Genomic DNA, 16,424 nt, shown 5'->3' with positions numbered 1-16,424 from the left:
TAAAACTGGTAGCTTATGCGCTTATTTCGCCAGCCGGTATATAGTGTACCAATTCAATCAAAACACTTGATTGGGTATTGGCGGCAACAGGGGCAAACGTTACCCGCTCCTTCATACCCACGCTGGCATGGGGATTTCGGTCGGCCTGTTTTAAATCACCCGCCGTTGTGGTAACTACCTTATTGGTTAGTTTACCGTCAACGTCTGCCGGATTATCCAGATTTACCCGTCCGTATGTTGTATCGAGCGTAACGTACGTTTGAATTGCGCCCCCGGTCATGGCAGTACTATTATCCGCAATAAGAGCGGCTAAATCCTTTTCCCGTTGCCGCTGTATTTTCATAGGCGTTGCAGACGGAAGAACTTGAGTAACGTACACTTCATCGGCTTCAATCAACTGTGATACAGATACCAACGTGTTGATTAGGATAAACTGAGAGCGTTTTACTAGTGGCTTATTCATCTCAAGAATTAGTTAAAAAAGAGGAAAGATTTTATTTCAGAAACCCCCTATTACTGAGGGTTTTGATTCTCGTTTGTACCATTGGCCAATGGTGTTTCCGACTCCTTTGGAACAACAGGTTTTGCCGGTTTTGGCTCTGGATGCTCCGAATACAGAATAACAGACGCATTCAGCGAATCACCCAAATCGACATTGTACGTGCCGGTTGCCAGTGATTTCACGGTGCCGGGGGCCATTGAAAACATAGCGTGTTTTACGGCCTTTGCCTGTTCTTCTGTCAGCACGGCCAACGCATCGTCAACCGCCGTGTCAGTGAGTAGGATAGGGGTATTACCCGCATTGATGAGCTTGGACTTTTGACCACCGGGGACTACCAAAAGACCCGCAATAACTGTAATGAAAGAAATTTTAGAAGCCATCGCTAGTTGCGTTTTAAGAGAAAGTAGAGAATAAGAAGAACGATAAGAATGAGCGCAAGCGGGAGCGGTTGTGCCACTTCCGTAAGCGTAGAAACCCCTGAACTATAGCCGGTTGGAATGTATCGGGTAATAACCTCTTTAATCTCTCCTACGGTTATTATACCATCATTATTCGTGTCAAGTGACTTGTTTGACGTATAAGCATTTGACGGACTGGCATACACTTTTTGGCTATTTGGCCGCCCTATATAAGCGGGGGCAAAAACAGCCAGGTAGAGATTATACAGATCAACCATTTTGCCTTTATAGGGCGAAAGGTATTTTTCTACATAGTCCAACTGTTGATCGACCGTCATTTTTGCCAGTTGGTCAAGGGTGACGTTCCAGCCCTTAATTGCAACGGTAGTGAACTGAATTAGACCAACGGCCCCGCTGTTTTTATTGCGAACGGATGGCAGGAACGTATTGGCCGATTCAAATCGGAATACAATCATTAACCAGTTCGGGTCAACTCCAAGCCGGGATGCAATAGCCTTTATTTTGGCTATGTTTGCGCTTGAGAACTTGGATTCAACTTCGTATGCTAGTAGTGCCATAATTACCCGATTTTAACCCCTGCTTTGTCTACCCAATGGTATTCTGAGATACCAAGCGTTACGCTTTTGTAGCGAACAAACGTGTTACGATTGCCACTATACGGAATGTTGGGAAGTATCATTTCGCTTACGTAGGTGCCTAAATAATCACCCGCTTTCGCCTGTATGTTCCCCCCAAAAAAGCCTGATTCCACATCGTACGGGGCTTTATCAATACGAATATTGATTGTCTGTTTTGCCGTAACGGTCTTACCAATGAGCGACGGTGTAGCCGTTCCCCCGGTTGAAGTTGAGCCGCCCCCGGTCGTAGTTCCCCCGGTTTTCTGTACCACTGCCCAAAATTGTATCAGTTCTTCCCGTGTCAGTTCTTGGGTTAAATCAGTGGTCAGTTCTGACCCACTGAATAACACCCGGTAGGCATCAGCAACGGCCTTGTAATCAGTGATTAGTGCCGCCTGTTGCATAATCAGTGCCGTGTCCGTTCCGTCTATCGACATCATTAAGGGAATGCCGGAACGGTTCATGGCATCCCGTAGGGCCAACGCTATCTGGCTGTTTTTATCCGTACCAACGGCATCGAGATAGGTTTGCTGCTTACTCTTACTCCAACCCCGAACGAGCAAGTAAATAGCGATACCTGCAAGGGCTATAAGGAGTAAATTATTATAGGCTCCATCGTTGGCGGCTTTTAATCTATCGTTCACGGTATTAAGCAGTTAAGAAGTAAAAAAACGAACTATAAAAACGTTTTGGCAATCGCCAGAAGCGGTCCAAACTTTTCTTTGAGAATAGGGAAAGCTTGTTCTATATCCGCTATGCCAATCTTTCCAGCATCGGCTTTCGCTTTCAAAGCGTATGCCTTACGGATGTTTTCAGGGGTTAACACCTGTTGGGCAAATGCCGGGTCTTCGTTGATCCCGTCCGTTATCCGGTTGATAATGTCAATGGATAAAACAGGATCACCCGTTGCCTTTGAGAGTGCATTAAAGAGTCCTTTGCAGGCTTGCAAGGCATCTTCTAATGTGAAAACTTTAGGGGTTTCCATTGCCTTTGCTTGAGCGGCTTCAACTAATTCTTGTGATGCCATCAAAGGCTTGCCGTTAAGAAGGCCAACTTGTACAGATTTTTTGTCGTTTAACATGGTTGTTGTGTTTAAGCGGTAGGGGGTAGGGGATGCAAGGGGAAGGGGGATTACTCAAATAGGGATGCTCCCTTAAATGCGTTTTTCACCTGTCCAACGGCGGTAACGGCTTCACCCGCTTTTTTCACCGTGTCCATAATATCCGGTATTCCATCGCCATCTTGATCTTCATTCCAAAGCGTATCAATCTTCTTTTTGTAATCCGGCCATTCATCCAAGAATACTTCAACTTTTGCCAGTACCCGCTCAACACTCAGTTTGTGCCGTATCTCCGATTCCAGTTGCTTGTACTTATCATCTGGAATATTGTAGGGATTATTTGTGCTAACTGGTTGGGCTGGTTGCATAAGTGCTTGAACAGTTGTTCCCTTCATAAAAGGGAATTTGAAAGAGCCGGAACGGTCGTTTGTTTTCTGCGAGTGTTCAAGCTTATAAGAGCCGGGGGGTAATAGAGCAAGGGCGTTTCTAAGTGCCTGAACACTGGCTTGCATATCAGTCTCCTTTATGTTCTGAGCAACCTTACCGTTACCCTGATACAACCACCAATAAGGAGACTCATTAAGCTGTAACGATTGGATTGCTTGTTCTACCGTGTCCATATATACGCAAGGTGAAAGAGTTGAAAAAGAAGCCGGGGGACAACCCATTCAAGGGACGGTTTACATACCATTATAGCCCCCCGGTTTCTTCTATTTCTTCTTCATGTCGGACAACTTCTTACGGGCTGCTGAACGCTGCTGCTTTTCCCGCTTGATTGCGTCGTTATGTTTTTTCACTTCTGCGAACCGCTTTTGTGCGTTTTGAAGGGTGTCCAAGCTTGCACCGGCTTTCGGCATTTTGGGGAATTTTCTGAGCTTCGCCATTTTTGGTTAAAAATGAGGGGGGTTAAAAAAATGGGGACTTACGGTTTCTAAAGGTTACGATCCTACCGAAACCCGCCCCTTCGTCGGGGTTGTTTTATTTTAGCGGCGTCTCTTTTTGGAGAAACCAAGTGCCGGTGCTATGAATGGTTTCCAGAGTAGGAAGCCAACGATGATTAACACCAACCACCAATAGTTCGATAGGAAGGTAGAAACCTGTTCCATAATCGTTGGTGCGCTGAAAGTGGTATCACCACCCGTTGATACAGACCCGCCCCCGGTCGAAGTCGAGCCGCCCCCGGTTGACGTAGAACCGCCCGTCGTGGTGCCGCCCGAACCTGTTCCCGGTTCGTTGCCAGCGGTTGACGTAGCCGTAACCCAGTCAGAACCAACGGCTACATACCCAACGAACGCGGCACCGGTGCTAGGTTGACGATACGTTGGAGCGTCGCCAACAACCTGCAAATCAACGTAATTGCCAAGTACGAAATCAGCCGGAGCAAAACCACCGTTCAAGTTGGCAACGTAAGCCGGTTGTACGGCTACCAGTTTCATTACGCCCCCGTAGTTACGGCCAACGAGCATAATTTTCTTACCACCGCCCGGACTGTCATCCGTAAAAATTGGGCCAGTGTTACCCAAATAACCTACCTGCGTATAAGCCATTGTTTAGAAAAATAAATTGTGAGAAAAAAAAGAGAAAGAGTTCCTTAGTAATTGAATGGCAGGTAGTTAGTTGGACCTAACAACTTCCAACCCGCGTACGGTTTGAAATCCGCTATGAATGCCAATCCGCTCCCTAATACGACACCGGGGAACGCCCGTCCTTTTGGCATCATACCTTGCGAATCAAGGCTTAACATTCGGCTCAAATCATCAGAAGGCGTATCGACATAATCCGTGACAACCATACTGTTAACGCCAATTGATTGCAACCAAGCCCGGTTTTTGAACACGTACCGGCCATCGGCGTTCGTTGCAAAAACTGACTTAGCAAACGGGGTTTGCACTTCATAAATAGGCCGGTTTACTGCGGTCTGCCCTATCTGAGCAACCTTAACATTAGCGTTTGCCATTTTTTGATTTTGGGTTAAAAAAGAGAAAGTAGATAAGGATCATCACGACCAAAAAGGCGATAATCAGCGTCTTAGGGTCTGAGAAATCAAGGTTGAAAACGCGGTTACTTGTGGACGGTGCGCTGTCAATAGCGTTGTCTTTTGCGACGTTGGACAAGTCAATTGAATAGCCTTGAGCGGCTAGATTCTTATTTTCTAAGATTCCGTTCTTAGTCAGAATGCTTAGAATCTTGTCCCCGTAGGTGAGAACCTTGTTAAAGATGTTCTCAAACTTCGTATCCCCGTTAGCGGCTGCTTTCGCTTTCGCGGCTGTCAGATCGGCAATTACTTTCGGGTCCGTCGGTGCTTCCGGAGTCAGTCCGTAATCGTTGATATAGGACTGTATATCAGCATCCGTTACCCCCGCTAACGCAAGGCTCCACCATGTATCCGTTGTAAACATTATAGTACGTTTTTATAGTCCAGGTCGAAAGACTGAGAGATGGGAACTTGAAAGCCTTCCGCGTAAACCAAGCCATCTAAGGTTAGATTGACTTTGCCCGATTTGAACAGGTTGACAAAGGAGCTTGCCGCCGTAAGTACTTCATAGGCTGAAATGCTTACGTTCACGTTAATGATGGTGAACCCATTCCCGGCAATCGTAACCGGCGTTGTCAGTAGTGCCTTACCCAGTGATTTACCGGCTGTCAGAATATCAAAGTCTAAGGCTTTAATTCGTAAGCTGGTAGCCAGAACGTTTTGCACCTTGAGCGGTAAAATGAAGGTCAACGCCCCGGTTTTCAAACTCACCTCTTTGGGAATCCCGACACTAAATTCCAATTGCCTTGCCGTGTTGATCTTATTAGCGATATAGAGCGTAATCAACAGGACGATTGCAATAATTATAAATCCCTTTTTCATCGTCTACCCCGTTTAGAATTGCGCTGTTTCAGCCATAAGAGAAAGATTAGTAGCAACCCCGCGCCTACGAAATAGTACCATGTTGGAATGGCAGTAGCCGCATTGCTTACCGTTTCATCGGTAGGGGAGAGATTGGACGCTTGGTATTCATCAAGCAACTGTTTGTTAATCCGTGCCAGTAGCGCGGCATCGGCAGTGTAGCCTTCAATACTTTGTTTGGCTCCAAGTGCATTGGTCAGATTATACTGCGCTTGTTCCCTTTTTGCCAGTGCGCCCACCCATCCAAAGGCCGCGCCAACAACGGGCAAGGCAGATGCCGTTTGGTTGAAAATGGTAAAGGCGTTATCGGTTCCGGCTGCTGCTGCTTCTGCATATCGGATATTGAGAACACCTACGCGTTGCCGAATTAAATTTGTCCGATTAGAAACGGCTTTAATTCGAGTGGCCAACCAATCCAGCCGGTTAACATCCGATGTGTAAGGAAGCTTAACATCGGCTATCGTTGCCTTTACTTGAGCATTGAAACTTTGGACTTGCAAACGGTCAGCTTTAATTTCTGCACTGTTTGCCATTGTCTCTCCTACCGGTGCCGGTAAATACTTTATTAAAGCATTTCCTAATGCATCAGGGTCTAGCTGTTCATCATACGGAACATAAATTGTATTAAGGTCTGCCATATTGCATTACCCATTTGAGTGATACAATATTAGTTTACGTTTTAGTATATATTTAGGTTTGCGTATCTTAACGCCCGGTAACTAACGATAACCGACGTTAACCGATAAAAACGGTCTTTAATCAATGGATTCGGCTAAAATGGGCGTATATACTAAGACTGATTTTGCAATGGCTTATGGAGTAACTAGACCATTATTTGAAAAGTGGATTGAGCCGATTAAACAGGATATTGGTTGGAGAGATGGACAAAGGCAAAAATTCCCGCCCCGGCTTGTTAAAATTGTATTTGATTATTTGGGAGAACCGAAATAGGATTTGTATTTATTGATATAAAAAAAGCCCGTTCGATGTGAACGGGCTTTTAAATTAATAATTTATTAAACTTCAACCGTCAGTATATTTAAGTGCAAGATCATTTAATTTAATAAAACTTTGATCTTCTCCGCCAGAATACATAACTCTTAACTCAATCTCTACATCTTTAACGACTTCTCGGATAATATTTAAAGGAAGGCTTATATTAAACCTAAGAACGGTTAGGGTTTCATTTGGGAAGATTGGAGAAGTACCTGTAGCCGAAATTTTAATCCTCTTATTTTCCATTATTGTGTGTGAATGATTAGTATTTGTAGTATCATACGATATATCAATTGACTTTGGCGGATTATTAATATATGCATTCACTTTGTAAGTTGATTCTACAACGTCGCCAGAATTGATAATAGTCCCTGAAAATTCAAATTGGATTCTTTCATTATTACTTCTAGCTTCGTTTTTGGAAAAACCCCATCCAAATATCTGTAAAAAAGAAGTTGATTTTCGTCCATATGATTGCCGTATTTCATATTCTTCCATAGGGACGGATAGAAAATTAAATCTTTTGTAAAACCTGTTATCTTTAGAAATATGTGGTGCATCAATACTTCTTGGTATTTTGATGATGTAAATGGTTTTTTCTATATCTCCATTTTCTCTTAATGGGAATATTAATAAGCTAGGAATGTTTCTTTGAATACTTGAATTGATAACTTGCTCAAGCCATTCTTTGGTAAATATATTTCCGTTTACATAAGAAAGTGAGTGAGCTTTATGATCTAATTCTTTAATCCCATAAATTATTATGCCTCCATCTGAGTTAGCAAAGGAAGCTACGTCTTTAGAAATATCTTTCCGCTTGCCATCACTTTTATCTAATGCCCCTGCTTCCTTAAAATCTAAATAAATAGATTCTTCAACTTCATTAGTTATAAGTGATTGAATGTCTTCAATTGAGTAATCTTCTTTTTCGTAAAAGGATTTCATATAAATTGTATTTAGAAACTATGTGGTTGTGCCCTAACAAAGCAAAAGAAACACCTTAGTTACCTTAAGGTGTTATAATCCAAGCCCCCGAAAGCCTACCAAACTTTTACCGAAAGCCAGCCAAAAGCCCCCCGAAAGCCAGTAAAAAGCCTATATACGTGCTTTAATAAGGTCGTTGAAATCGTTGTATTCGGCGTATAATCCAGAGCAATCTGTTACCGTACAACCGGCATTACGTAACTTAATGACTGCTTTCTTTCCGGTATCGTCATTGTCCAGAAACGTAAATACTACTTTGCCATCCACTACCCACTGCTTAATTAATTGATCGTTTAGGTTTGTGGTACTATTAAGCACAATTGTAGTATGGCTTGGCTGAATAACTCCATAGTGAACCAAAGCAGATAGGAAGTCGAAAAAGCCTTCAAACAAATAAACCTTATTGCCAGGTCTGGGAATGGTACGTATGCCGGTGCCGCCGATGTTACATTGAAACTTATTGGATCGTACCGCCCAACTTCCTTTATCTGATTCAAACCCTACCCCGAAATAATTACGATCATTCAACGAGTAGTGTATTTGCTTCACCCACCGTCTAGCCAGATGTATTGGAATGCCCCGGCTTTCTACATATTGGGTTAGCGCGTAATGCCTGAGTTCTGTAACATCCGTAATGATGTGTTTCCCCCTGTCAGCTTCATTTGTTTCGTTGGTTGGCTTTTCTACCAGTGAGTCAGGTAAAACGTTGTCTATACTTAACAATCGCTCTACGGCCTCTATAAACGAGCATTTCTCAAGTAGTAAGACCAAACGTATCGCATCCCCTTTTTCACCGCTGCTATAGTCAGTAAATACGTTTTTGTGAGAGTTGACAAAGAAAGACGGGGTGCGTTCATTAGAGAAAGGGGAGAAGTACGCATAGTCATTAATTGCGCTCCTACTATGTTCTGCTGGTATTATGTTGCGGGAATATAGATAAGCGGGGATTGATACTTCTTTCGCCCGTAAAACCAAAGCATTTTCCATTGTTTGATTGAAGGTTATGCTTTCTTTTCGGCGGAATAATTATAAATCTTGCCGCCGAAAAGAAAGGAGTGGAAAAAAGAATAAAATAAAGTTTTCAAAAAAGTGCCTACAACACTTACAACATTCAACATTTACGCGTAATCCCTTGATCTACTGACCCCTTTTACCCCAACTTCTCAAAAACCTACTTACAACACTTTCAATAAATCCGCTCTATTTGTTGTAAGATGTTGTATGTTGTTGTAAGAGGAATAAGATTTATCTTACAACATATAAAGCATTGAAAGACAAGCGTTAATGTTGAATGTTGTAAGTGTTGTAAGACGATTTGAGAAAAAGAGTATTTTTTTAAAATGGACCGCTAACGGGGGCCATCTCTAGCGTTTGGCCCTGATTTGGGAGTTGTTTTAACCAGTACCCATATGCTACGTTTTGTCCTATTCGGTGCGCTTTCCGCTCAACTCCCATTTTAGTAAGGGCACGGCCAATATTTTCGGGGATGATTCTAACGCGGTTTTCAACTAAGGAGCTTAGTATTTGGGCCAATTGGAAGGGCTGGAAGAATTGACCGCCGTTCTCTTTATCAGACGGGGTAAAGTGTTGCAGTAGCATTTGGTACTCAACAGTACGTGCGCCGTATTTCTCGTTGTTGGCTTCCGAGTGCGCTAGGTCTTCTTTGGTAAGATTGATTACATAATCGTTTATAAACAAGTAAAAGGCTTGCGCCCATACTTTGTTGATGTCTACATCGACGTAACCGCCCGGCTGACCTTCGTTGTGGTTTATTATTATTATCTCGAAAACCACCCAGCGCACGTTACCCGTTTCATCGACTAGAAATTCACGCTTATTAGTGGAGCCTACAAAACTGGCATTCCGGGGCATAATCGAATCCTTTTTATCGTAAGGCAAGCGGACCTTAATCTGAGATTCCGAAAACGTTGCTTTTACTTGGTTTACATCCTGTTTTGTTAAAGCAGACAGTTCGTCAAGATTAAGCAAAAAGTTTTCCGCTAATGCGCGTTTTGCTTCCTTACCAATAATATCCGGGTTCTTTTTATAATAATCCCATAGGGGAGTACCATTTACTAAATACTCCCAAAAATAGGTTTTGCCATCGTTCTGTTTTGAAAATAATACGATGCATTGTTTATTAAAACCGATTTTGCCGAACGCTTGAGCAATCATACGGACAAGCATTTTCTTAAATTGTGCGCGCCAAAAATCTTGGTCTGTTGTTTGCACATAATCGGCTAACGTTTCAATATAATCTGTTTGACCATCCCACTGTTGAAGGTTTTGAAAGTATTCAACAATGGGATTAAAGCGTGGAACTAAGGTTGTCGTTTTCAAGAGCGTATTAAGTTGTTTATCAAATCCGGTGAAACCCTGCTCATATAATTCTTCTTCAAGGTCTGCCGGATTTAAGGGTTTAAAAATATTATCTTCTTTGTCTGCGTACTCTAAATCAATCGCTACAGTGTTAAAACGAAACAAATACTTTTCAGCTAAATAGTCTCGAATTACCACGTATTTAATGGGCTTATCAGAAGCTTTTCCCATTCATGTAAGGGTAATATTATTGGTGGGTAACTGAATTTAAGTATTGCGTTTTTTCGTCAATCACTTGTCGAATGATTGCAATTTTTATTTCGTCGTTCGGCTCTCTTTCAAGTTCGTGCCGTAAATGATTAATACATCCTAGCCGGGTCATTCTCATATACATTACCCGTAGTTGGTCGGTTGAAAGTTCTAATGGCATGGTACAATTATTTATTTGAATCAGCTTTTGAAAAATAAACAAATACCCAAATAGCATTTAGAAAGCATAAGAAAACTCTAAATTCTTGCGGCCAATAATCCGCGTACCAATCACCAACGATAAATGCTAAATTCATGTAAATAAATATCGAGCCTAGAAAAAACACGATAAAAAATAATAAGGTCTTTTTCATTTATCAGTTTCGTTTAGATAGTTGAATCCTAATACATTGTGTGCAGTTGCTACGATAGCAAAAGGAGCTTTTGTAATGCTTTCTGAATACTTCCAGACATCACGAAAAGCACGATAGTAATTGATGCTATCCCGCTTGGAGAATACTAACAAGGCTTCCCGAAAAGCCATTTTCTTGGATTCCGGTGCGACTTCATACAAATTGCCCATACCGTTTAATTCTTTTTTAACTACCTGTTTTTCAATCATTTCCATAATAAAGTGACCGTTTAATTAAACCATAGTCTATATTTACGTTCAAACGTGCGTCATTTACGTTTAAACGTGCAACAAGATTACCGCAAACCAGAATAAAAAGCAAACATTATTATGGAAACAGGTCTGAGGAATGATGGTCAAAAACTTAGGGAGATATTAAAACTGAAAGGTTTTGATATGACAAGCGTAGCTAAGTCATTGAATGTCAGTAGGGCAATAGTTGAAAAGGACTCGCAGAAACCAATGCTTTCGCGTAAAGCATTAGCAAAATATACTCCATTATTATTTCGGAGTATTGATGCTTTTTATATGGATGAGACTTCTATACCGGAAAAAGGTATGGATTATAGTGTAGGCGAAAGTCAGGGACTTGTATATAAAGATGAACTAATAGAGTCCATGCGCGAGACAATTCGGGAACAGCGCAAGCATATTGATACACTGACCAGTATGTTACGTTTTTTTCCGAGCGCGGTACAGCAGGCTACAATTACAGCGTAAATGATCCTGCTGGTAATACTTCTAAAAGATGATAATTATTCGGCTCATAAGCCGTACCGCAAACCAGAAGAAAATCCGATATTCTCCACTGATTAACAAAAAAACCACTCATTTCGAGTGGTTTTTTTGTTTTGTGGTTACGTAATAGCGTTTCGCCAGCAGCCATAGTCCGTAATCTGGCAAGCTATTTTTGTCTAAAACAAAAAAGCCGTGCCCAGTATAGAGCACGGCTTTTGAAAAGTTAGCTTCCCTTTGTGAGGAAACATCTTTATTTATCGATCATTTCAGCATCTGCCAAAATGTAATTCAGTTCGTAAATATTATCGGCATTCAATTTCAAGGTACCATGAAACGTCCGGCGTTCATCAGTTTTAAATTTCTTATCTGTTTTTTTGAATTTCAGCGATACTACTGATTCGGGGCCGGCACCTCCGCAAAAGAAACAGGCGCTGTAAGGAAAAGCCGATAGTACGTATATATTTGACTCAAGGTCAACAGGCAGTACGTAGCCTGTCAGTTCAACTGTTTTACCGTTCAGTTTTTGGATGCCCTGCCCGAAGGTTGGGTAAAGCATATAGACCGATTCTTCGGCATACCATTTTTTCTTGAATGTAACGTCACGCAGAACTTCCCACGAGAGTTTTACCGGTTCGGCGGCTACCGAAGTCGATGTGGTTGGATTAACCCGATCTACAGGTGGTAGCGCTGGGCGAAAAGCGGTAGCTACGGACACTACGAGTAACGAGGCAATCAATAATCGAATCATGGCGTTGGCGACTTATACGATAGAAAATGAAGGTAAAATTACAAAAAAGATTACTTTTACTAACTCATTTTGTTTCGACCACGCTACTTGTGCCCGATTCACTAAACGATAACGCAAAAGACGGCTCGGTAATTCCCATTCGGTTCACCCGATTGTACATGACTTTGCTCATTATCCTGGCTATTTTGCTTACGGTAGGGCAGATATTGACGCAATGGTGGCTTCGAACTGTTCAGGATGAATTCTGGATAATCCGGTATTCGGCTTTGCAGCGCCACCAAAGTCAGCAAATTGTGAAGCAGGCGCTGCAGGTAGTTGATATCGACGAACAGGATCATTTTAAGGAGAATGTAGATGCGTTGCGGCAGGTATTTCCTGTTTTCGAGAGTTACCATATGCAGGTTCGCAAAGGACGTGCCGATGATGTTAAAGTCGTTATTACAAACTCCGATACGATTCAGCGATTATACGAAGGCATCCGTCCTGAGTTTGAAGCCTTTCAAAAAGGAGCTCATCGACTTATGCAGCTGCAACGTTTTGAGGAGGTTCGGCAACCCGACGTTCAGTTTGCTTTCAAACTTATTCTGGCTAACGAAAAACCATTTTTAGAAAAAATGGATGGAATCGTTCGGCAATATAATGGCGAATTGAGAGCTAAACTCATTATTCTACAATCAATAGAACTTTATTTATACATATTCATTGTAGTGGTACTGGCGAGTTTTGGTTTGCTGATTTTTCGCCCGGCGGCCCGAAAACTTAAGCAAACATTTGCGCAGTTAGTTGAGGCTGAAAGCCAGACGGCAGCTGTGAATAAAAAACTCCTGAGCGTCAACCGGTCGCTCAAAGAAACCCGCCAAAAACTGTTTGAAGCAACCAAACTTCAGTATGAACAAAAACTCGACGACCAGAAACTGCGAACATCCTATCTGATTGCCGGGCAGGAAGAAGAACGTAAGCGATTATCCCGCGAATTGCACGATGGACTGGGCCAAATGCTCACGGCCATTAAATTGCAGATAGAGGGACTTGAAGCGGGGTTAGCCCGAGCGGCCATTCCCGAACAGAATGGTGCTCCAGCCTATTCCAAAAACCTGAAGACATTAAAAAGTTTGGTAACGCAAACAATTCAGGAAACCCGGTCAATTTCTAATGATCTGATGCCCAGTGTTTTGAGTGACTTCGGCGTAATTCCGGCCATTAAAATGCTAGCAGAAAATGACCGAAGTGAAACGGTGGATGTTACATTTAAAACAAACCTTACGGCCGATATGCCCCGATTAGACAAAGATGTCGAAATCATGCTGTATCGAGTTACTCAGGAAGCAGTTAGTAATGCCGTTAGGCACGCCAACCCATCACATATTCATATTGAGTTGAAAGGACGTGCAAACACATTACAGCTTGTCGTAAGTGATGATGGCCAGGGATTTGAGGTGCCACGAAAAAAACAGGCTAACGCCTTAATGAAATCAAAACTGGAGAGCAACAGCGATATCACCGAACCCTTGAAATTACGACCGCCTTCGCAGGGGTTGCATAATATTCAGGAACGTACTAAGCTGCTCAACGGGAAATTCAAAATTTATTCTACACCAGGGAAAGGAACGAAATTACACGTCAGTATACCCTATCAAACGCATTTTGCTTACCATGACTCCTACTAAATTAATGCTGGTGGATGATCACTCGATCGTTCGTGACGGTATTCGACTCTTGCTGGAACAGGCTGATGGCTTAGAAATTATTGACGAAGCCAACGATGGCGAAGAGGCTCTCGATAAACTCAAAGCGCATCAGTCCGATGCAAGTACGTTGCCCGATCTTATTCTGATGGATATTTCGCTGCCCGGTATGTCGGGCATCCAGACGACGCAGATTGTAACACGCTTATATAAAAATGTGCGGGTGCTCATGCTATCGATGCACAACAATGAAGATTATATTCTGAAGTCGGTTGAGGCTGGTGCTTATGGCTATATTCTCAAGGATTCGTCGTCAGATGAAATGATTAAAGCGATTCGTACGATTGCTTCAGGGGAGAAGTATTACAGTTCGCCAGTGGCTTCGATCATTTTGAGTGGCTATATGCAGCAATTGAAAAAAGGCAGCCGTCATGGTCGTACCGAACGTCAATCCAAATTATCAAATAAGGAGAAGGAAATATTACAATTTCTGGTCGATGGAATGAGTAGCCGGGAGATCGCCGAAAAGCTACAGCTTAGTGTTCGAACCGTTGATAACCACCGGGCTAATATGATGCGCCGATTGCAGGTACGTAATGCGGCTGAGCTGGTTAGAATGGCAGTCGAGGATAAATTGATTTAAAAACGACAGCATCTTTGATTATAAGCCCTGCTACGGATTTCTGGAATGTTCAGACAAACGTAGCAGGAGAAGCGCTGATAGCTAAGTCTAGCTGCGATTGCGAACTCAGTAACTTTTTTTTAGGTTTGTTCCATAAACCGGCAAGCAGCCGGTTTTCCATTCCCCTCTTACTATATTTAGTAGGTAGATTTTGTGAACTATAAAACCAATCTCAATCATGTCACTTCGCTTAGGAGATATTGCCCCCGATTTTGAGGCCGACACAACCCAGGGCCACATTCACTTTCACGAATGGTTAGGTAATTCATGGGGAATGCTATTCTCACATCCTGCCGACTTCACACCTGTTTGTACAACCGAATTAGGCAGAACAGCCTTGCTCAAAGATGAGTTTGGCAAACGTAACGTAAAGGTCATTGCCGTATCGGTTGATGATCTAGACTCACACAACCGCTGGACTCCCGACATTAAGGACGTAACAGGCAGCGAAGTTAACTTCCCAATTATCGCCGATTCTGACCGGACTGTGGCGACACTTTATGATATGATTCATCCTAACGCGAGCGAGAAAGCAACCGTACGTTCGGTGTTTGTGATTGGACCTGATAAAAAAATTAAACTGACATTGACGTACCCAGCCTCGACGGGACGTAATTTCAACGAGTTACTACGTGTCATTGATTCCCTTCAATTGACTGCTGATTATCAGGTTGCCACGCCTGCCGATTGGCAACAGGGCGATGATGTTATTGTAACGCCTGCCGTACCGAACGATCAATTGGAAGCTAAGTTTCCCAAAGGAGTGACATTTGTGAAGCCTTACCTACGCACAACGCCCCAGCCCAACAAGTAGTACGTTTTTAAAATTGTAGGATTATAAATTTGCTTTGTGCCTGTCCGGTTGCTTTGTAATCCTACAATTTTAAAACTTTACAATTCATTACGTCGTTAACGCTGCGTTATCATATAAACGAACGACGCGTTATGGCAAAGCAAACAAACGATAATCCAGAACACAAAGAAGGGCCGGTCGCTACGGCTATCGAAGAACAGACAGCTAAACTGCCTTCTGATATTTTCTTATGGGCTGCCTTAGGATCAATGGGCGTTTCATTGTATCTACAGGCACAAGGTGATCGTGATCGGAGCTTATTTATTGGCCAATGGGCAGCTCCTTTTCTACTACTTGGCCTTTATAATAAGCTGGTTAAGCTAGAAGGTCACGATTAGGTATAGTGTGGCAAATTAATTAATGGAAGCCCCTTGTAAACGCAAAGGGCTTTTTTTGTTGGTTGTATTCGAAGGTAAACCTTTAATTTCGGGCTGGCATTTAAGTTCCTGCATGAAAACACGCGTTCTAGTCAACCTCATTTTTCGGCAATATGGTTTATGGATTGCGGCATTATTGATCTTAGTAGCAGGTATTTGGGCCGTTCTCTCCCGTCGACCAGCGGACATGGATTGGCGGTTTGTGCAGGCGTTTGGCATTAAGTTGCCTATGCACTATACCATTCATGGAATCGATGTATCGCGTCACAACGACCGCATTAACTGGGCACGCGTCCGTCAAATGGAAGCTGATGGTGTTCGATTACAGTTCGTATTCATCAAAGCCACCGAGGGCGCTACGTTGGCCGACAAGCATTTTGATAAAAACTGGAGTGAAGCTAAAAAATCTAACCTACGACGGGGAGCGTACCATTTCTATCACCCTACCCGAGACCCCATTAAACAAGCTGATAATTTCATTAAGCATGTGGATCTCAGGGCGGGTGATTTTGCGCCGGTTGTTGACTTTGAAGTAATAAACGGACAGTCTGACGAAACGATTGTTAACGGACTCCGCTTGTGGCTCGAAACCGTAGAAAAACACTATCAGGTTCGGCCGATTATTTACACAAACGGTAACCTTTACAAGCGATATATCAAGCGGAATCTGGACGACTATCCACTCTGGATTGCCGACTATTCAACCAAGCATCTTCGTAGCTATAATGCCGATAAACTTTACCTCTGGCAACATAACCCGAGTGGCTGGGTAAAGGGTATTCGGGGACAAGTCGATTTCAACGTATTTGTTATGGATGAAAATCGATTGAACGATATTTGCCTATAAGTCTAAGCTAGCACAGTTCTGAGGGCAATGTTACGTCTCG

At 42.8% G+C, this 16,424-nt stretch carries 25 protein-coding genes; 7 read left to right on the top strand and 18 right to left on the bottom strand.

All coding sequences use genetic code 11. The annotated features are described in order from the left end of the window. Nucleotides 1–13 precede the first annotated feature (13 nt). From BM202_RS17580 to BM202_RS17530, 12 genes are all read right to left on the bottom strand, one after another. On the bottom strand, nt 14–463 hold the full coding sequence (locus BM202_RS17580) for a hypothetical protein (protein WP_093828426.1): 450 nt from the start codon (nt 461–463) through the stop codon (nt 14–16). 50 nt (nt 464–513) lie between these two features. Continuing rightward, a complete protein-coding gene (locus BM202_RS17575) occupies nt 514–882 on the bottom strand; it encodes a hypothetical protein (RefSeq protein WP_093828424.1) in 369 nt (122 codons plus the stop codon). A gap of 2 nt (nt 883–884) precedes the next feature. Further along, nucleotides 885–1,478, bottom strand: coding sequence for a hypothetical protein (locus tag BM202_RS17570; RefSeq protein WP_093828422.1), 594 nt, complete (start codon nt 1,476–1,478; stop codon nt 885–887). 2 nt (nt 1,479–1,480) lie between these two features. Continuing rightward, nucleotides 1,481–2,182, bottom strand: coding sequence for a hypothetical protein (locus tag BM202_RS17565; RefSeq protein WP_093828420.1), 702 nt, complete (start codon nt 2,180–2,182; stop codon nt 1,481–1,483). Between the two features lie 32 nt (nt 2,183–2,214). Beyond that, nucleotides 2,215–2,619 carry a hypothetical protein gene (locus BM202_RS17560; protein WP_093828418.1) on the bottom strand — a complete coding sequence of 135 codons (405 nt, stop codon included), beginning with the start codon at nt 2,617–2,619 and terminating at the stop codon, nt 2,215–2,217. 50 nt (nt 2,620–2,669) lie between these two features. Beyond that, nucleotides 2,670–3,218 (bottom strand): hypothetical protein, encoded by a 549-nt coding sequence (locus tag BM202_RS17555; RefSeq protein ID WP_093828416.1) that lies wholly within the window; start codon nt 3,216–3,218, stop codon nt 2,670–2,672. A 90-nt stretch (nt 3,219–3,308) separates the two neighbouring features. Beyond that, nucleotides 3,309–3,482: a hypothetical protein gene (locus BM202_RS37280; RefSeq protein ID WP_177236618.1), complete on the bottom strand. Its 174-nt coding sequence runs from the start codon at nt 3,480–3,482 to the stop codon at nt 3,309–3,311. Nucleotides 3,483–3,581: 99 nt separating this feature from the next. Next, the gene (locus BM202_RS17550; RefSeq protein WP_093828414.1) at nt 3,582–4,145 is read right to left on the bottom strand and encodes a hypothetical protein; all 564 of its coding nucleotides are present in this window, start codon (nt 4,143–4,145) and stop codon (nt 3,582–3,584) included. Nucleotides 4,146–4,189: 44 nt separating this feature from the next. Further along, nucleotides 4,190–4,555, bottom strand: coding sequence for a hypothetical protein (locus BM202_RS17545; protein WP_093828412.1), 366 nt, complete (start codon nt 4,553–4,555; stop codon nt 4,190–4,192). Further along, entirely contained in the window at nt 4,542–4,997 is a 456-nt protein-coding gene (locus BM202_RS17540; RefSeq protein WP_093828410.1) for a hypothetical protein, read from the bottom strand. The genes BM202_RS17545 and BM202_RS17540 overlap by 14 nt, the downstream gene beginning before the upstream one ends. Beyond that, nucleotides 4,997–5,455 carry an LEA/WHy family protein gene (locus BM202_RS17535; RefSeq protein WP_093828408.1) on the bottom strand — a complete coding sequence of 153 codons (459 nt, stop codon included), beginning with the start codon at nt 5,453–5,455 and terminating at the stop codon, nt 4,997–4,999. Before BM202_RS17535 ends, BM202_RS17540 begins: the two co-directional genes overlap by 1 nt. Beyond that, entirely contained in the window at nt 5,452–6,132 is a 681-nt protein-coding gene (locus BM202_RS17530) for a hypothetical protein (protein ID WP_093828407.1), read from the bottom strand. Before BM202_RS17530 ends, BM202_RS17535 begins: the two co-directional genes overlap by 4 nt. A 124-nt stretch (nt 6,133–6,256) precedes the next feature. Between BM202_RS17530 and BM202_RS17525 the strand changes: the two genes are divergently transcribed. Then, nucleotides 6,257–6,445 carry a hypothetical protein gene (locus BM202_RS17525; RefSeq protein ID WP_093828405.1) on the top strand — a complete coding sequence of 63 codons (189 nt, stop codon included), beginning with the start codon at nt 6,257–6,259 and terminating at the stop codon, nt 6,443–6,445. A 72-nt stretch (nt 6,446–6,517) separates the two neighbouring features. Here the strand turns inward: BM202_RS17525 and BM202_RS17520 are convergent, their stop codons facing one another. The 4 genes from BM202_RS17520 to BM202_RS17500 form a co-directional block, all read right to left on the bottom strand. Further along, entirely contained in the window at nt 6,518–7,435 is a 918-nt protein-coding gene (locus tag BM202_RS17520; protein ID WP_093828403.1) for an AlbA family DNA-binding domain-containing protein, read from the bottom strand. Between the two features lie 150 nt (nt 7,436–7,585). Beyond that, nucleotides 7,586–8,461 (bottom strand): CHC2 zinc finger domain-containing protein, encoded by an 876-nt coding sequence (locus BM202_RS17515; RefSeq protein WP_093828401.1) that lies wholly within the window; start codon nt 8,459–8,461, stop codon nt 7,586–7,588. Between the two features lie 348 nt (nt 8,462–8,809). Further along, nucleotides 8,810–10,024, bottom strand: coding sequence for a VapE domain-containing protein (locus BM202_RS17510; protein WP_093828399.1), 1,215 nt, complete (start codon nt 10,022–10,024; stop codon nt 8,810–8,812). A 388-nt stretch (nt 10,025–10,412) separates the two neighbouring features. Continuing rightward, nucleotides 10,413–10,670: a hypothetical protein gene (locus tag BM202_RS17500; RefSeq protein ID WP_093828395.1), complete on the bottom strand. Its 258-nt coding sequence runs from the start codon at nt 10,668–10,670 to the stop codon at nt 10,413–10,415. A gap of 114 nt (nt 10,671–10,784) precedes the next feature. On the opposite strand from BM202_RS17500, the gene BM202_RS17495 reads away from it, so the two are divergent. Continuing rightward, complete coding sequence (locus tag BM202_RS17495; RefSeq protein ID WP_093828393.1) at nt 10,785–11,174, top strand: hypothetical protein; 390 nt, start codon at nt 10,785–10,787, stop codon at nt 11,172–11,174. On the opposite strand, the gene BM202_RS37275 is transcribed toward BM202_RS17495, so the two are convergent. Both BM202_RS37275 and BM202_RS17490 read right to left on the bottom strand, forming a co-directional pair. Further along, nucleotides 11,164–11,340, bottom strand: coding sequence for a hypothetical protein (locus tag BM202_RS37275; protein WP_177236617.1), 177 nt, complete (start codon nt 11,338–11,340; stop codon nt 11,164–11,166). The genes BM202_RS17495 and BM202_RS37275 overlap by 11 nt on opposite strands. A 102-nt stretch (nt 11,341–11,442) precedes the next feature. Then, the gene (locus BM202_RS17490) at nt 11,443–11,940 is read right to left on the bottom strand and encodes a DUF3299 domain-containing protein (RefSeq protein ID WP_093828391.1); all 498 of its coding nucleotides are present in this window, start codon (nt 11,938–11,940) and stop codon (nt 11,443–11,445) included. Nucleotides 11,941–12,029: 89 nt separating this feature from the next. On the opposite strand from BM202_RS17490, the gene BM202_RS17485 reads away from it, so the two are divergent. From BM202_RS17485 to BM202_RS17465, 5 genes are all read left to right on the top strand, one after another. Next, on the top strand, nt 12,030–13,607 hold the full coding sequence (locus BM202_RS17485; protein WP_093828752.1) for a sensor histidine kinase: 1,578 nt from the start codon (nt 12,030–12,032) through the stop codon (nt 13,605–13,607). Between the two features lie 4 nt (nt 13,608–13,611). Continuing rightward, entirely contained in the window at nt 13,612–14,268 is a 657-nt protein-coding gene (locus tag BM202_RS17480; protein WP_093828389.1) for a response regulator transcription factor, read from the top strand. Nucleotides 14,269–14,485: 217 nt separating this feature from the next. Continuing rightward, nucleotides 14,486–15,121, top strand: a complete 636-nt coding sequence (locus BM202_RS17475; RefSeq protein ID WP_093828387.1) for a peroxiredoxin — start codon at nt 14,486–14,488, stop codon at nt 15,119–15,121. 131 nt (nt 15,122–15,252) lie between these two features. Next, nucleotides 15,253–15,498 carry a hypothetical protein gene (locus BM202_RS17470; RefSeq protein ID WP_093828385.1) on the top strand — a complete coding sequence of 82 codons (246 nt, stop codon included), beginning with the start codon at nt 15,253–15,255 and terminating at the stop codon, nt 15,496–15,498. A gap of 112 nt (nt 15,499–15,610) precedes the next feature. Next, nucleotides 15,611–16,384: a glycoside hydrolase family 25 protein gene (locus BM202_RS17465; protein ID WP_177236616.1), complete on the top strand. Its 774-nt coding sequence runs from the start codon at nt 15,611–15,613 to the stop codon at nt 16,382–16,384. Nucleotides 16,385–16,424 lie beyond the last annotated feature (40 nt).

Origin of the sequence: Spirosoma endophyticum (genome assembly GCF_900112365.1) — a bacterium.
Classification (GTDB): Bacteria; Bacteroidota; Bacteroidia; order Cytophagales; family Spirosomataceae; genus Spirosoma; species Spirosoma endophyticum.
This window is presented reverse-complemented; position numbering and strand designations above follow the sequence as displayed.

What these genes read in the sequence shown, in the direction of transcription:
- BM202_RS17580 (WP_093828426.1), bottom strand. Translation starts at nt 463, where the DNA reads ATGAATAAGCCACTAGTAAAACGCTCTCAGTTTATCCTAATCAACACG.
- BM202_RS17575 (WP_093828424.1), bottom strand. Translation starts at nt 882, where the DNA reads ATGGCTTCTAAAATTTCTTTCATTACAGTTATTGCGGGTCTTTTGGTA.
- BM202_RS17570 (WP_093828422.1), bottom strand. Translation starts at nt 1,478, where the DNA reads ATGGCACTACTAGCATACGAAGTTGAATCCAAGTTCTCAAGCGCAAAC.
- BM202_RS17560 (WP_093828418.1), bottom strand. Translation starts at nt 2,619, where the DNA reads ATGTTAAACGACAAAAAATCTGTACAAGTTGGCCTTCTTAACGGCAAG.
- BM202_RS17555 (WP_093828416.1), bottom strand. Translation starts at nt 3,218, where the DNA reads ATGGACACGGTAGAACAAGCAATCCAATCGTTACAGCTTAATGAGTCT.
- BM202_RS37280 (WP_177236618.1), bottom strand. Translation starts at nt 3,482, where the DNA reads ATGGCGAAGCTCAGAAAATTCCCCAAAATGCCGAAAGCCGGTGCAAGC.
- BM202_RS17550 (WP_093828414.1), bottom strand. Translation starts at nt 4,145, where the DNA reads ATGGCTTATACGCAGGTAGGTTATTTGGGTAACACTGGCCCAATTTTT.
- BM202_RS17545 (WP_093828412.1), bottom strand. Translation starts at nt 4,555, where the DNA reads ATGGCAAACGCTAATGTTAAGGTTGCTCAGATAGGGCAGACCGCAGTA.
- BM202_RS17540 (WP_093828410.1), bottom strand. Translation starts at nt 4,997, where the DNA reads ATGTTTACAACGGATACATGGTGGAGCCTTGCGTTAGCGGGGGTAACG.
- BM202_RS17535 (WP_093828408.1), bottom strand. Translation starts at nt 5,455, where the DNA reads ATGAAAAAGGGATTTATAATTATTGCAATCGTCCTGTTGATTACGCTC.
- BM202_RS17530 (WP_093828407.1), bottom strand. Translation starts at nt 6,132, where the DNA reads ATGGCAGACCTTAATACAATTTATGTTCCGTATGATGAACAGCTAGAC.
- BM202_RS17525 (WP_093828405.1), top strand. Translation starts at nt 6,257, where the DNA reads ATGGATTCGGCTAAAATGGGCGTATATACTAAGACTGATTTTGCAATG.
- BM202_RS17520 (WP_093828403.1), bottom strand. Translation starts at nt 7,435, where the DNA reads ATGAAATCCTTTTACGAAAAAGAAGATTACTCAATTGAAGACATTCAA.
- BM202_RS17515 (WP_093828401.1), bottom strand. Translation starts at nt 8,461, where the DNA reads ATGGAAAATGCTTTGGTTTTACGGGCGAAAGAAGTATCAATCCCCGCT.
- BM202_RS17510 (WP_093828399.1), bottom strand. Translation starts at nt 10,024, where the DNA reads ATGGGAAAAGCTTCTGATAAGCCCATTAAATACGTGGTAATTCGAGAC.
- BM202_RS17500 (WP_093828395.1), bottom strand. Translation starts at nt 10,670, where the DNA reads ATGGAAATGATTGAAAAACAGGTAGTTAAAAAAGAATTAAACGGTATG.
- BM202_RS17495 (WP_093828393.1), top strand. Translation starts at nt 10,785, where the DNA reads ATGGAAACAGGTCTGAGGAATGATGGTCAAAAACTTAGGGAGATATTA.
- BM202_RS37275 (WP_177236617.1), bottom strand. Translation starts at nt 11,340, where the DNA reads ATGGCTGCTGGCGAAACGCTATTACGTAACCACAAAACAAAAAAACCA.
- BM202_RS17490 (WP_093828391.1), bottom strand. Translation starts at nt 11,940, where the DNA reads ATGATTCGATTATTGATTGCCTCGTTACTCGTAGTGTCCGTAGCTACC.
- BM202_RS17480 (WP_093828389.1), top strand. Translation starts at nt 13,612, where the DNA reads ATGCTGGTGGATGATCACTCGATCGTTCGTGACGGTATTCGACTCTTG.
- BM202_RS17475 (WP_093828387.1), top strand. Translation starts at nt 14,486, where the DNA reads ATGTCACTTCGCTTAGGAGATATTGCCCCCGATTTTGAGGCCGACACA.
- BM202_RS17470 (WP_093828385.1), top strand. Translation starts at nt 15,253, where the DNA reads ATGGCAAAGCAAACAAACGATAATCCAGAACACAAAGAAGGGCCGGTC.
- BM202_RS17465 (WP_177236616.1), top strand. Translation starts at nt 15,611, where the DNA reads ATGAAAACACGCGTTCTAGTCAACCTCATTTTTCGGCAATATGGTTTA.